11 protein-coding genes are annotated in these 14,218 nt (G+C 72.1%); 6 read left to right on the top strand and 5 right to left on the bottom strand.

The annotated features are described in order from the left end of the window. Positions 1-13: 13 nt before the first annotated feature. The gene (locus ACIPY5_RS07730) at positions 14-844 is read left to right on the top strand and encodes an alpha/beta hydrolase (protein WP_400968810.1); all 831 of its coding nucleotides are present in this window, start codon (positions 14-16) and stop codon (positions 842-844) included. Positions 845-1,139: 295 nt separating this feature from the next. Here the strand turns inward: ACIPY5_RS07730 and ACIPY5_RS07725 are convergent, their stop codons facing one another. Next, the gene (locus ACIPY5_RS07725; RefSeq protein WP_400968807.1) at positions 1,140-2,684 is read right to left on the bottom strand and encodes a LuxR C-terminal-related transcriptional regulator; all 1,545 of its coding nucleotides are present in this window, start codon (positions 2,682-2,684) and stop codon (positions 1,140-1,142) included. A gap of 478 nt (positions 2,685-3,162) precedes the next feature. Here ACIPY5_RS07725 and ACIPY5_RS07720 point away from each other — a divergent pair, with 478 nt between their 5' ends. Then, positions 3,163-4,131: a hypothetical protein gene (locus ACIPY5_RS07720; protein WP_400968804.1), complete on the top strand. Its 969-nt coding sequence runs from the start codon at positions 3,163-3,165 to the stop codon at positions 4,129-4,131. 113 nt (positions 4,132-4,244) lie between these two features. After that, entirely contained in the window at positions 4,245-4,907 is a 663-nt protein-coding gene (locus ACIPY5_RS07715; RefSeq protein ID WP_400969860.1) for a GAP family protein, read from the top strand. 42 nt (positions 4,908-4,949) lie between these two features. Here ACIPY5_RS07715 and ACIPY5_RS07710 read toward each other — a convergent pair whose 3' ends face one another. Beyond that, positions 4,950-5,873 carry a siderophore-interacting protein gene (locus ACIPY5_RS07710; protein ID WP_400968801.1) on the bottom strand — a complete coding sequence of 308 codons (924 nt, stop codon included), beginning with the start codon at positions 5,871-5,873 and terminating at the stop codon, positions 4,950-4,952. Positions 5,874-5,903: 30 nt separating this feature from the next. Between ACIPY5_RS07710 and ACIPY5_RS07705 the strand changes: the two genes are divergently transcribed. From ACIPY5_RS07705 to ACIPY5_RS07695, 3 genes are all read left to right on the top strand, one after another. Then, the gene (locus ACIPY5_RS07705) at positions 5,904-6,761 is read left to right on the top strand and encodes an ABC transporter ATP-binding protein (RefSeq protein WP_400968798.1); all 858 of its coding nucleotides are present in this window, start codon (positions 5,904-5,906) and stop codon (positions 6,759-6,761) included. Positions 6,762-6,894: 133 nt separating this feature from the next. Continuing rightward, complete coding sequence (locus ACIPY5_RS07700; protein ID WP_400968795.1) at positions 6,895-7,920, top strand: ABC transporter substrate-binding protein; 1,026 nt, start codon at positions 6,895-6,897, stop codon at positions 7,918-7,920. Between the two features lie 26 nt (positions 7,921-7,946). Then, the gene (locus ACIPY5_RS07695; protein ID WP_400968792.1) at positions 7,947-9,992 is read left to right on the top strand and encodes an iron ABC transporter permease; all 2,046 of its coding nucleotides are present in this window, start codon (positions 7,947-7,949) and stop codon (positions 9,990-9,992) included. Positions 9,993-10,191: 199 nt separating this feature from the next. Here the strand turns inward: ACIPY5_RS07695 and ACIPY5_RS07690 are convergent, their stop codons facing one another. Genes ACIPY5_RS07690 through kdpC form a run of 3 tightly spaced genes read right to left on the bottom strand, consistent with a single transcriptional unit; the run spans position 10,192 to position 14,179 of the window. After that, positions 10,192-10,872 carry a response regulator gene (locus ACIPY5_RS07690; protein WP_292718468.1) on the bottom strand — a complete coding sequence of 227 codons (681 nt, stop codon included), beginning with the start codon at positions 10,870-10,872 and terminating at the stop codon, positions 10,192-10,194. Beyond that, positions 10,869-13,496 (bottom strand): ATP-binding protein, encoded by a 2,628-nt coding sequence (locus tag ACIPY5_RS07685; protein WP_400969857.1) that lies wholly within the window; start codon positions 13,494-13,496, stop codon positions 10,869-10,871. The genes ACIPY5_RS07690 and ACIPY5_RS07685 overlap by 4 nt, the downstream gene beginning before the upstream one ends. A gap of 41 nt (positions 13,497-13,537) precedes the next feature. Beyond that, complete coding sequence (gene kdpC, locus ACIPY5_RS07680; RefSeq protein WP_400968788.1) at positions 13,538-14,179, bottom strand: potassium-transporting ATPase subunit KdpC; 642 nt, start codon at positions 14,177-14,179, stop codon at positions 13,538-13,540. Positions 14,180-14,218 lie beyond the last annotated feature (39 nt).

The following is a 14,218-nucleotide window of genomic DNA, read 5'->3' as shown; positions in this document are numbered from 1 at the left end:
AATGGAGCGGATCATGAGCGACGAGACGAGCACGAAGACGGTGGTCCTCATTCATGGACTGTGGATGACCCCGCTGTCGTGGGAGCGCTGGGTGCCGCGCTACGAGGCTCGTGGCATGACCGTGGTCACCCCCGGATACCCGGGCATCCCGCAGGGTGAATCCGGAGTGGCGGCGCTGCGGGAGGATCCGTCGCCGCTCGCCGGCCTCGGGGTGCGCGAGGTGTTCGACCACCTCGCCCAGGAGATCGAGAAGCTCGACGAGAAGCCGATCATCATGGGTCACTCTTTCGGCGGGGCTTTCGTACAGCTGCTGCTCGACGCCGGGTACGGATCCGCGGGCGTCTCGATCGACGGCGCCGCAGTCAAGGGCGTCAAGGCGCTGCCCCTCAGTGAAATCAAGGCGACCCTGCCGGTGCTGGGGAACCCCGGCAACAAGAACCGCGCGGTACCCATCACCGAGAAGGAGTTCCACTACGCCTTCACGAACAACCTGACTGACGAGGAGTCGAAGGCGGTCTACGACCGCTACTCGGTTCCGGTATCAGGGCGGATGCTGTTCCAGGGAGGGCTCGCGAACTTCACGCCGAACGCCACGACGACGGTCGACTTCGCGAACGGCGACCGGGCGCCGCTGCTGTTCCTCTCCGGCGGAAACGATCACATCCTGCCCCCGGTCGTGCAGCGCGAGAACTACGAGCGCTGGGTCAAGCACTCAACGGCGGTCACCGCGTACAGGGAGTTCCCCGGCCGCAGCCACTACACGTGCGGCGAGCCCGGCTGGGAGGCCGTCGCGGATCTCGCCCTGGACTGGGCGCTTGCGCCGACGACGGGCATGCTCGCCTGATGCGAACCCGGGCCCCGGGTCCGGGTGAAATGCGGGGTGAGATGAGGCGGGATCCGGCCTCGGTGCTCCTCGGGTCTGCTTGACTGAGAATGAGGCGTGCCCGGACACGCTTCGTCGTGCCTCGCCCCCGGTACGCCGGGGATGGCGATCGCCGCGCTGAGTGCGTGCACCCCCCGGCGCGCTCGCGGTGCGGATGGAATCGTCCCTGAGGCCGTTCTGGGGTCCGGTACGGTGCTCCGCGCACGGGACAGCGCGGAGCACCGACCCCGGCACGGCGCCGAAGTGCCGCGCGGCCTCAGTCCAGGAGACCCTGCCGGGTCGCGATCGCGATCGCGGACGCACGGTCGGTGGCGCCGAGCTTCCGATAGGCGTTCCGCAGGTGAGTCTTGACCGTGTTGTGCGACAGGTACAGCCGCTCGGCGAGCGCGCGTGCGCCGGGCTCGTCGAGGAGGGCGCCGAGGACGCGGAGTTCAGCGGCGGTGAGCGCGATGGGCCTTCCGATGCCGGCGTCGTGATCCTCGGGCAGCGCCTGTACCAGCGTGATCATCTCCGAGTGCTCGGGCGGGATCAGCGGGAGCAGCTCGGATCGCGGTGCGTGCCGGAGGATCGAGATGTTGCCTCTGCGCTTCAGGGAGGAGGCGAGCCGGGACATCATCCGTCGCGCCTCATCGGCGAGCCCGAGACGATTCGCTGCGATCACCATCGTCAAGAGCGCCTCCGCGATCAGCCGCGGGCTCGTCTCGTGCTGGGCCAGCGTGACCGCGGCCCGGCGGCGGGCGGCCGGGACGTCGTGCCGCAGCAGGGCGCGTGAATCCGCGAGCGCGCTCGGCCCGGTCTCGGGGGCGTCCTGCAACAGCTTCCGGGCGCGCTCCGTCTGACCGGAGGCGACCAGCAGATCACCGGAGACGCTCCGGAGCAGGTCGAGGGCGTACTCGCTCGCACGGCGTCCTCGGTGCTCGGTCGTGAGTTCGCGGAGGATGTCGGCCGCCTCGTCCGCCGGGTGCGTCAACTGCAGCGCGCGACCGCGGGCGGCCAGGGCGTACGCCCAGTGGTCCACCGCCGACAGCCGCTCATCGATCTCGTCGAGCAGGGAGTGCGCTCGTGCGCCGTCGCCGTCCTCGACGGCGACCAGTGCCGCCGCGATGCTCCGGCCTGTCGCGCCGTATCGGGAGCGGACGTCGAGGCCCTCGAGCTCGTGCTCCATGCGGTCCAGCGTGCGGCGCGCCGAAGGGACGTCTCCGAAGAAGGCCTGCGACATCGCCACCATGCTCTGCACGTGCATCCGGCGCCAGACGCTGGTGTCGTCGTGCATGCGCACCGCAGCGCGGATCGCGTCGGGGAAGCGGCCCTCCTGGGCGTAGGCGGCGACGACCTGCGTGCCGAGGACGTGCACCGTCTCGGTGGAGGCGAGGAGCGCCTTCGCCGGCAGTTCGTCGACCAGGGCCTCCCACCGCTCCGCCGCGAGCGCGGCATCCGCCGAGCGGCTCAGAATCCGGTGCGCGCCGAGTTCCACCCCGGCCGAGCGGAGACGACGGCGCGGATCCGTCTCCTCTGCCGCGTGCGTGCGCATGACCTCGATCGCCTTCATGAGGTCGACCGCGTGCTCGACGCGTGCCCATCCGAGCGCCGTGTGCGGCTCGAACCAGGAGGAGGCGGCGGACGAGATGACCATGATCTCGGGGAAGCGCGCGAGGTCGTCGCGATCGATGGTCGCGACCAGGTCGGCATACTCGCGCCAGGGCCCGTTGTAGATTGCCGTGAACCGTTCGACCGAGAGGTCGACGAACTCGTCGAGTTGCTCCTGCGCGAGCAGCGCGCGCAGCGGATCCAACACGCCCACGCGGAATCCCTTCTTTGCGGCGCGCTTCGGGTGCGGCGCCGTGCCGTCACGTGATATCCCAGTCTGCCGGTTCCCAGGACCCCGACGCGTCACGTCGCGGGAGTCGGATCCCGCAGGTGTCCGATGTGCGTCGAGACGGGGCCGTTACATCGACGCCGTGGTGAGTGGTAGCCGCGGCGAGGAAGGGAGGGGCGTCGATGCCGACGGACGGGCGCATGCTGCCATCGGGGCCCGAATCACCCGCTGAACAGACATTCTGCGGGCAGCTCACCCTCACTCCTCACCCTCATTTCTCAGCCTCAGGATCACCCGCTTCGGCCCGGATCGGCGCCCATCGCGCCGGTAACGTCGAGCGCGTCAGGCCCGTGCAACGGATGCGACGGACTACCGCCTGGACATCTTCCGCGGCGCCCTCCGGTCGTTCGCGAACACACCGATGCCGCGGGGCCGTTGCCGGACTCGTGGGGGGAGAGCGAGTATGAGCGAGCACAAGAACGTCACGCGCCGGACGCTGGTGAAAGGTGCGGCGTGGTCGTTGCCGGTGGTCGCGGCGGCGGTCGCCGTGCCCGCGTCATCGGCGTCGGTGGCGGGTCCCAAGGTCGTGGTCACGCGCATCGCGCCCAGTGCGGCGACGGTGAACCGCGACTCCTGGTTCACCACCCAGGTCTGCATCAAGAACCAGGGCACTGCCACGGCCCCCGCCGCGGACAACGTCGTGTGGGTCGACTATGCGGATGGCCTCATCAACACGTCGACGACGGTCCTGCAGAACGGCGCGGGCTGGGTGATGGGGTCGTACCAGTCGACCCCCGGCGGGCGCATGCAGATTCCGCTCACGTATGCCGCAGACCTCGCCCCTGGCCAGGAGGTCTGCGTCACGCTCGGGCAGTACACGGCGTACTGCGCCGTACCCGCGCCCTCCGGTTACGCGAATGCGACGCTGTACGGATACGGCTCCAGCAGTGCGGCGGCGGCGCTGACGTTGGCGACGAGCCCCAACGCCCCGACGATCTGGCCAGTGGGCGTGACCAACTACCCCAACGAGCACGTGATGGACTACGACCAGATCTCGGGGAGCACCCTGCTGGCCGACGCGTTCCAGATGTACTACCAGGTGATCAACCCCGGGAACACGCCCTTCAACGGACCTCAGACCGTCTACGTCGACCTCCCGAACGGGTGGACCCCGTCGCTGGCCTCCGGAAGCGATGGCCGCTTCGCATTCGCATGGTGGGGCGCCAGCCCGGACCACGCGGGCTACACGCGCTGGACCCTCACCTGGAACGGGATCCTGCGGCCGAATTGCAGCAGCGGCGACGTCGGGGTCGCATACCTGCAGGTCGGCGTAGCGGCCGGCACCGCGGTCAACACGGGGTACAACCTCTACTCGACGGTCTACGGACCCAATGGCGTCGTCCAGACCAGCGCCATGTACGTCTTCCCCTGAGGTGAACGAGCGCTGAGCGGTGGAGGGAGCGGTGAGCATCCGATGATGCTCGTCGCTCCTTCCGCCGCGGTCGCGGAGGATCAGCGGCCCACCGCAACCGATATTCTGGTGCGATCGACGCCATCGGATCGCTGCTTCCGCTGGGAGTGGCAGTGGCGCTCGGCCTCACGCCGCTCCTCGCGCTGATCATCGTGCTCCTCTCCCGCCGCCGCACGGTGAACGGCATCGGCTTCGTCGCGGGATCCGCCTTTGCGATCGCAGGGCTCGCCGCCGCGGCGACCGGATTCGCCCTCTCGATCCCGCAGGGACCGGACGCGGGGGAGAACCCGGCCCTCGGGGTGATGCGCGTCCTGCTCGGCCTGACGCTGATCGTGCTCGGCGGCGTGACGTGGATGCAGCGCTCCCGATCGACGTCGGGGCGCCTCGAACGGATGATGGGCCGGATCGAACAGCTGCGCCCCGGTCATGCGGTCCTCGTCGGTGCCGCGTTCTCGATCGTCAATGTCAAGAACCTCGCCATCGTGGTCGTGGCGGGCACTCTGCTCGCCGGCGCCGAATCGCCGACCGCCATGCTCGCGGAGGGTTCGCTCTTCGTCGCGGTGTCGTGCAGCGTGATGGCGGTGATCGTCGTCGCGGCCTGCTTCTTCCCCCGCGGAGCCGCCCGTGCGCTCGACCGCCTGCGGCGCGTGCTGCTGGCGCACGGCGCCGGGATCATGACGGTCGTGTTCCTCCTCGCGGGCGTCGCGATGATCGGATCCGGCATCGACGGGCACTGAGCCGGCCGCTTGCGGTACGCGGGCGGCTCCTGGGCATCGCGGTCAGGCCGCTTCGGCCCTTCCTCGGCGCCAGTACCCCATGAACGCCACGGAGCGGCGGTCGATGCCGAGGCCGCGCACCAGGTGGCGGCGCAGCGCGGTGATCGTGCTCGCCTCGCCGGCCAGCCACGCGTAGCAGGATCCGACCGACGACTCCGGCACCTCCCAGAGCACCTCGTCCTCGTGCGGGTCCGCGAGCTCGGCGGAGCCCGGCGCGGCATCGGTCGTGGTGGCAGGCTCCTCGTCGGCGATCCGCGTCTCGCCCCAGGCGTGCACAGCGGCGCTCAACCGCAGCCCGTGCGCGGCGCTTCCGCGCGCCAGCCACCGGACCGACACGCCCTCGGGTGCAGTGAGCGGCAGCGCATCGGCCTCGGTGGGGACCTCGATGTAGACGGATCCGGTCACGTGCGCGGGCAGCGACTCGACGATGGCGCAGATCGCCGGCACCGCGGTCTCGTCTCCGGCGATGAGGACCGAGCCGGCATCGCCCGGGTTCCACTCCAGCCCGCCGGTCTCGTCGGCGCGCGCATCGGGGCCGATCACGACCAGCGGCGCCCCGGGGGCGGCGGCGGAGGCCCAGGCCGACGCGGGGCCCTCGGTGCCGTGGAGCACGAAGTCGACGTCGATCTCGCGAGACTCCGGACGGACGGCGCGGATCGTGTACGTGCGGATCGGATTGCGCGTCTCATCGGGCAGTTCCCGCCACCGGCGATACCACTCCATCATGCCGACCGATTCATCGAACTGGCCGACGTCGGTGAAGGATCCGTCGGGCAGCGGCAGCACGAGTTTGATCCGCTGATCCAGGCCCGCGGTGCCGAAATGCACCAGATCGGGACCGGTCAGCGTCATGCGCAGGAAGTTCGGAGACAGCTGCTCGCGACGCGCGACGGTGGTGCGGTAGGTCCGGTAGGGATGATGTGACACGTTCACAAGGATAGGTTAGGCTCCCCTAACATGACGAATCGGGATTCCTCCGGCTCCCTCCCGCAGGCCGGGCTCGCGGCCGAAGGCTTGGCGCTGCACTACGGCCGTACACCGGTGGTGCACGACGTCGCGCTGACGCTGCGGCCCGGGTCCGTCACGGCGCTGATCGGCCCGAACGGCAGCGGCAAATCCACCGCGCTGCGGGCCATCGCCCGGCTGCACCGCATCCACGCCGGATCCGTGCGCATCGACGCCGACGGCGCCGATCGCGACGCCGCGGCGCTGGACGCGAAGGAGTTCGCGCGCACCGTGGCGATGCTGTCGCAGTCGCGGCCGCATCCCTCCGGCCTGGAGGTGCGCGACGTCGTCGGATTCGGCCGGCACCCGCATCGCGGCCGCTTCTCGGGCCTCCGCGACGAGGACCGCGCCGCGATCGACCGGGCGCTCGCCCTCACCGGCCTCGGGGCGATGGCCGCGCGTCCGGTGGATGAACTCTCCGGAGGGGAGCTGCAGCGGGTCTGGCTCGCGACCGCACTCGCGCAGACCACGCCGATCCTGCTGCTCGACGAGCCGACCAACCACCTCGATCTGCGCTATCAGATCGAGACGCTCGACCTCATCCGCGACCTCGCCGACGCCGGCACCGCCCTGGGCGTCGTGCTGCACGACCTCGACCACGCCGCCGCGGTCGCCGACCGCATCGTGCTCCTCCACGACGGTCGCGTACGGGCCGACGGCACTCCGGCCGAGGTGCTCACCGGCGAGAACCTGTCCGCGGCCTACGGGCTGCACATCGACACCACGCTCGACGACGACGGGCGGGTACGGGTGATCCCGCGCGGCCGCCACACCGCCCGCCGTCCCGCCCGAGAACCGCAGCTCGCCTGACCGCCGAACGGCACCGTCCGCACCGCGCTGCCGCGGACTCACCGCACCACGGCGTCCCGCGAGGCCGGCTCGGCCGGATCCGCGATCCCCGATGCAGACCTCATACTCCCCGACCCACCCACCCTGGAGAACCATGCGCAAGCCCCTCGTCGTCCTCTCGCTGCTCGCGGCGACCACCCTCGCCCTCGCCGGCTGCGGAACGACCTCCGTCGCGACGCCCACCGACAGCGCCGCGCCGGCGGCCAGCGCGGAGTGCGCCAAGGACGCCACGGCCACGGCCACCGGGCCGGTCAGCGTGACCGACGCCCTCGGGCGCACCGTGAAGCTCGACAAGCCCGCGGAGCGCGTCGCCGTGCTGGAGTGGCAGCAGGTCGAGGATGCGCTCTCCCTGTGCGTGACGCCCGTCGCCGTCGCGGACGCCGCCGGCTATCGCCAGTGGGACAAGGCGGAGGCGCTGCCCGAGGGTGTCAAGGACCTCGGCACCCGACAGGAGCCGAACCTCGACGCGCTGTTCCAGACCAAGCCCGACCTCGTGGTCGTCGAGGCGAAGACCCGCGATGATGCGATCATCGGCCAGCTCGAGAAGTACGGGGTGCCCGTGCTCGTGACGGTCGGCGCCGATGCCAAGGATCCGGTGAAGCAGCTGCTCGCGACCTTCGACCTCATCGCGCAGGCCACGGGCCGCACCGAGCGCGCCGAGGTCGTCACGACCGAGATGAGGAACCACCTCGTGGAGGCGAAGAAGACCCTCGCCGCAGCGAAGCCGGAGAGCACCGACTTCGTCTACTTCGACGGCTGGGTCGACGGAGGCACCGTCTCGCTGCGTCCGTTCGGCACCGGCTCGCTCATCGGCGCGATCGGCGGCGAGCTGGGCCTCACGAACGTGTGGAAGGGCGAGACCGATCCCGCGTACGGGCTCGGCAGCACCGACATCGAGGGCATGACGACCGTCGGCTCCGCGACGCTGCTCTACACCGGCACCGACGACCCCCAGAGCGACAGCTTCATCACGGCGGCGGAGAAGAACCCGGCCTGGGCCTCGATCCCGGCGGTCGCCGAGAAGCGGATCCACGCGTTCCCGGCCGGCATCTGGACCTTCGGCGGACCCCGTTCGGCCGAGAAGATCGCGGACGCGTACGTCGCCGCGTTCCGCAAGTGAGCCGCAGCCGGATCGAGAGCTCTCCCATGGGGTCGTCGAGCGAGACGTCGGCGCGCTCGACGACCCCGCCGACCGGGGTCCGCGCCCGCCTCGGCGCCGTCGGGGTGCTGGTCCTCCTCCTGCTCGTGCTCGTCGCCGCCGCGGGCTGGCACCTCACGCAGGGGACGAGCGGTGCGGGCTGGGCCGATCCGGACATCCTGCTCGGGGCGCGGCTGCCCCGGCTCGCGGCGGGTGTCGCGGTCGGCGTCGCGCTCGGCGTGGCCGGTCTGCTCATGCAGTCCCTCGCGCGCAACGCGCTCGCCTCGCCCGACACCCTCGGCGTCACGGCCGGTGCGTATCTCGCGATCACCGCGGTCGCCGCCTTCGGGATCTCGATCCCGTTCTGGGCGTCGGGGATCGTCGCCTTCGCGGGCGGACTCGTGGCCGCGGTGATCGTGCTGGGACTCGCGGGAGGGGCCGGGTCCTCGACGACCCGGCTCGTGCTGGCCGGGTCCGCCCTCGCCCTGGCGTTCCAGGCGGCGACCTCCGCCCTGCTGATCCTGTTCAGCGAGCAGACCAAGGGTCTGCTCGCGTGGGGGAGCGGCAGCCTGTCGCAGCTCGGCCTCGAGGCGTTCCTGCGCGCGGCTCCGGTCGTCGTGGTCGCCGGACTGCTGGCGCTGCTCCTCGCCCGCCGCCTGGACGTGCTCGCGCTCGGCGACGACCTGGCCGCCTCCCTCGGCGTGCGGATCCGCTCGACGCGCGTCCTCGGGATCCTGCTGGCGGTGGTGCTGACCGCGACCGCCGTCACGCTCGCCGGGCCGCTCGGCTTCGTCGGGCTCTGTGCACCGGTGCTCGCGCGGCTGCTCGTGCGGATCGTGCCTGGTCTCGGCCGGCACGCGCTGCTGCTTCCCGCGTCCGGGCTCATCGGCGCGCTCGTGGTGATCCTCGCCGACGCCCTGCTGCGGTTCGCCATCGGGGCCGCGGGGGCGATCACCGTGCCCACCGGGGTGGCGACGACCGTGCTCGGATCCGTCGTGCTCGTGGTGATGGCGCGGAGGCTCCGCGATTCCGGACCCACGCGACGCCCGCCGTCGATCCGGTTCGGGGCGCGAGGGCCGGTGCGCTTCCGGCTCGTGCTCACGATCTCGGCCCTGCTGGTGGTCGCCGTCGTCGTCGGCGGCCTGCTGCTCGGCGCGACGCCGCTGCTCACCGGGGACGTGCTGCTCTGGCTGCAGGGGCAGGCGCCACCGCAGATCGCGTTCGCGCTGGACGAGCGGGCGCCGCGGGTGATCGCCGCCGTCACCGCGGGGGCCGCGCTCGCGCTCGCCGGATGCCTCACGCAGGCCGTCAGCCGCAATCCGCTCGCGGATCCGGGCCTCCTCGGGATCACCGGCGGGGCGGGGCTCGGCGCCGTGCTCGTCGTCACGAGCGCCGCGGCCTCGACGTTCGGCATGCTCGTGGCGGCGGTGGTCGGCGCGATCGCGGCGTTCGCGCTCGTCTACCTGCTGGCCTGGCGCGGCGGGCTCAGCGCGGACCGGTTCATCCTCATCGGGATCGGCGTCTCCTCGGCCGCGGTCGCGCTGACGTCGTTCGTGCTGCTGCGGTCGAGCCCGTTCGACACCCCGAGGATCTACACCTGGCTGAGCGGCACGACCTACGGCCGGATCTGGGACCAGGTCGTGCCGCTGGCCGTGGTGCTGCTGATCGCGCTGCCGGTGGTGCTGCTGCGCCGCCGCGAGCTCGACCTGCTCGCGCTCGACGAGGACACCCCGCGCGTGCTCGGCGTGAAGCTCGAGCGCTCGCGCCTGCTGATCCTCGCGGTCGCGGCGCTGCTCGCGGCGTTCAGTGTGGTGGCGGTCGGGGTGATCGGCTTCGTCGGTCTGGTCGCGCCGCACGCGGCGCGCGCCCTGGTCGGCGGCCGCCACGCCCGCGTGGTCCCGGTCGCCGTGCTCCTGGGGGCGGTGCTGGTCGGCCTCGCGGATGCCGTGGGCCGCACGGTCATCGCACCGGCGCAGCTGCCCGCGGGACTCGTGGTCGCGGTGCTCGGCGCCCCGTACTTCGTCTGGCTCCTCTGGCGCTCCCGCGACGTGTGAGGACCACTGCCTCCGGCCAAACCCCGGGGTCGTTGAGCGACACTTCGACTCGCTGCGCTCGCTCAGTGCGGGTCTCCGCGAGACGAAACGCGGCGCGCTCGGGAGAGCACCGCGTTTCGTCTCGGTCGGCTCCGCCGTCCTCGCTCAACGATCCCGGGGAAGAGCCCGGCTCCGCCGTCCTCGCGCAACGACCCGGGGGTCAGGCCGGATCCAGGACCAGGCGGTAGCCCATGCCCTGCTCGGTGAGCAGGTGCTCGGGAGCGCTGGGGGTGCGCTCGAGCTTCTTGCGCAGCTGCGACAGGTACAGCCGCAGGTAACCGGTGTCGGTGATCTGCTCGGTGCCCCAGATCTCGCGCAGCAGCTCCTGCCGCGTCACGAGAGCGCCGGGATGCCGGGCCAGGTGCTCCAGGATCTGCCACTCCGTCGGCGTGAGGTGCACGCGGGATCCGCCGCGCGTCACGGCCTTGGCGGCCAGATCCACCTCCACCTCGCCGAAGGAGACCGACGACTCCGCGGGAGCCCCGCCGCGACGGCGGGCGAGGGCGCGCAGCCGCGCGAGCAGCTCGTCGACCTGGAACGGCTTCGTGACGTAGTCGTCGGCGCCCGCATCGAGCGCCTCGACCTTGTCCGCGGATCCGGTCCGTCCCGACACGACCAGGATCGGCACGTCGCTCCAGCCGCGCAGCGCCTCGATCACGGCGATCCCGTCGAGCTTCGGCATGCCGAGGTCGAGCAGCACGATGTCGGGGTGCGCCTGCGCGGCCATCGCGATGGCCGCCGCGCCGTCGGGGGCGGCGATCACGTCGTAGCCGTGTGCGGCGAGCGTGATCCGCAGGGCGCGCACGAGCTGCGGATCGTCGTCGGCGACGAGCAGTTTCATCGCGGGTCCTCCTCGGCCGGGGTCGTCTCGAGCGGCAGCGACACCACCATGGTGAGGCCGCCGCCGGGGGTGTCCTCGGCCGTCAGCGTACCGCCCATGCCCTCGGCGAAACCCCGGGACAGGGCGAGGCCGAGACCCAGGCCCGTCGTGTTGTCGGTGTCGCCGTGCCGCTGGAACGGCAGGAACGCGCTCTCGCGCTGATCCTCGGGGATGCCCTCTCCGCGGTCGGCCACGCGGATCTCCGCGCGCTCGCCGAGGCGGCTCGTCGACACGATCACCCGCTCGCCTGCGGGCGAGTGCCGCACGGCGTTGGTGAGCAGGTTCACGAGCACGCGCTGCAGGAGCACCGGATCCGCGCGGAGGCCGGGCAGTGCGGGATCCAGAGCGAGCTCGACGTCGGCGGGACCGAGCGACAGTTCGTCGAGCGCCGAGACCACGCCTCCGGCCGCGTCCACCCTGCCCAGCGACACGGCGAGCACGCCCGCCTGCACGCGGCTCACGTCGAGCAGATCCGTCACCAGTCGCGACAGTGTGGCGAGGCTCTCGTCCGCGGTCTCCACGAGCTCGGCGCGGTCCTCGGCGGACAGCCGGTGCGCGCTGCGGAGCCCGCCGACCGCAGCGACCGCGGCGGCGAGCGGCCGGCGCAGATCGTGGCTGAGCGCGGAGAGCAGGGCGCTGCGCACCTGATCCGTTTCGGCGAGGACCGCGGCCTGGCTCGCGGTCTCGCGCAGGTCGGTATGCTCGATCGCCGCGGCGAGCTGCGCGACGATCGCGTCGAGCAGGCGACGACCGGCGGCGTCGAGATCGGCGCCGTGCAGCTCCAGGACCGCGCGAGGGCGGCCGTCCGCGCCCACGCCGACCGGCACGGTCTCCACCTCGGGGCCTGTCATCGCGGCAGACCCCGCTCGTGTCGACGCGGATCCGCCGGGGGCGGAGTCGGCCGGATCCCTCCCGTCGACGTGCCCGGCGAGCGGCTCGCCGTCCGCGGCGATGACCGTGCCGTCGGGGGAGAGCAGCCGGATGCCGCTCAGCCCGAACGCCTCGCGCGCTCGGGCGACGAGAGCCGTGGGGGCGCTGTCCCCGCGCAGCACGTTGCCGGCCACCGCGGCGAGCAGCTCGGCCTCGCCGGCCGCGCGCTGGGCGGCGCGGGCGCGCCGGGCGGCCTGGTCCACCACGATGCTCACGAGCACCGCGATCACGACGTACAGCACGAGCGCGAGGGCGTGCAGCGGATCCGCGATCGTCACCGTGAACAGCGGTTCGACGAAGAGGAAGTCGAGCGTGATCCCGCTCAGCACGGCGGCGAACAGGGCGGGCCTGAGCCCGCCGATGAGCGCGACCACGACGACCAGCAACTGGTAGCTCAGCACGTCGCTCGTGATGGATCCCGGCGCCTTGAGCGTGAACAGCAGCCACGACAGGAGAGGCCCGCCGACCAGGGCCACGGCGAAGCCGATGAGCTGGCGCCGCCACCCGAGGGCTCCGCCGCTGATCGACGGGAGCGGTCCCCGCCGCCCGGCCGCGGCATGCGTGACGATGTGCACGTCGATGTCGCCCGAGCGGCGGATGATCTCCGCGCCGATGCCCGGTCCGGTGAGCGCCGCGGAGAGGCGGGAGCGCCGGCTCACGCCGATCACGAGCTGGCTCGCATCGACCGACTGCGCGAACTCTACGAGCGTGCCCGGCACGTCGTCGCCGACGAGCTGGTGGTAGCTGCCGCCGAGCGATTCGACGAGGCCGCGCTGCGCGCTGAGCGCGCCGGGGCGGTCTCCACGCAGGCCGTCCTGCGTCGTGACGTGCACGGCCAGCAGCTCGCCGCCGGCCGATCGTGCGGCGATCCGCGCGCCGCGGCGCAGCAGCGTCTCGCCCTCCGGCCCGCCGGTGAGGGCGACGACCACGCGCTCGCGGGCCTGCCAGGCGCTGTCGATGCCGTGCTGGGTGCGGTAGCTGCGCAGGGCGCTGTCCACCTCGTCGGCCAGCCACAGCAGCGCCAGCTCGCGGAGGGCCGTGAGGTTGCCGAGGCGGAAGTAGTTCGACAGGGCGGCGTCGATCCGCTCGGCCGGATACACCTGACCGGCCGAGAGGCGGTCGCGCAGGGTCTGCGGGGCGAGATCCACGACCTCCACCTCGTCGGCGCCGCGGATCACCGCATCCGGCACGGTCTCCTGCTGCACGACCCCGGTGATCTTCTCGACCACCGCGTTGAGCGATTCGATGTGCTGCACGTTCACGGTCGTGATGACGTCGATGCCGGCGTCCAGCAGTTCCTGCACGTCCTGCCAGCGCTTCGCGTTGCGGGATCCTGGCGCGTTGGTGTGCGCCATCTCGTCGATGAGCGCGAGGGCGGGCCGGCGGGCGAGTACCGCGTCGAGGTCGAGCTCGTCGAGCTGCACCCCGCGGTGCGCCACCGTCCGGCGTGCCACCTGCTCGATGCCCCTGGTCTGCGCGAGCGTCGCCTCGCGGCCGTGCGTCTCCACGATCCCGATGACCACGTCGCGCCCGGCCTCGGCGAGCCGGCGCCCTTCGCCGAGCATCTCGTAGGTCTTGCCCACGCCCGGCGCGGCGCCGAGCAGCACGCGCAGCCGGCCGCGGGCTCCGGATCCGCCCTCGCGCCTCGCGCCCATCATCGCCTCGCTCACTGCAGGTGCCCTCTCGTCGTCGCGTCTCACCGCGGCAGGGCGTCGAGGGCCTGGTTCAGCGCGAGCACGTTCACCCGTTCCTCGCCGAGGAAGCCTGCATCGCGCGTTTGAATCCTAGACTCCACGAGCGCCCGCACGGCGGACGCCTCCAGGCCGCGCGCCTCGGCGACGCGGTTCACCTGGAGCAGCGCATACTCCGGGCTGATGTGCGGATCCAGGCCCGATGCCGAGGCGGTGACGGCGTCGGCGGGCACGGCGGACTCGGCGACGTGCTCGCGGGCGGCGATCGTGGCACGGCGTTCGGCGATCGCCTTCACGAGGTCGGGGTTGTTCGGGCCGAGGTTGCTGCCGCCGGATGCGGTGGGGTCGTAGCCCTTCTCGCCCGCGGCGGACGGACGGAGCTGGAAGTACTGCGGCAGGGCGTCGCCCTTCGCGTCGGTGAAGGACTGGCCGATGAGGGCGCTGCCGACCGGGGCGTCGCCGCCGGTCCAGCCGCCCGTGGCGTTCCCCTTCGCGTCGACGAGGGATCCGTTGGACTGCCACGGCAGCACGAGCTGGCCGACGCCGGTGAGGGCGAGCGTGTAGCCGACGCCGAGGAGGAGGGTCAGCACGAGCATCGCGCGGACGGCGACGCCGGTGATGCGGACGGTGCCGCGGAGGTTCGACATGGTGTGCCTTTCGGGATGAGCGGGGTCGTTGAGCGAGGA

The sequence above is a fragment of the Microbacterium sp. NPDC089698 genome, from assembly GCF_044749045.1.
Taxonomy (GTDB): Bacteria; Actinomycetota; Actinomycetes; order Actinomycetales; family Microbacteriaceae; genus Microbacterium.
This window is presented reverse-complemented; position numbering and strand designations above follow the sequence as displayed.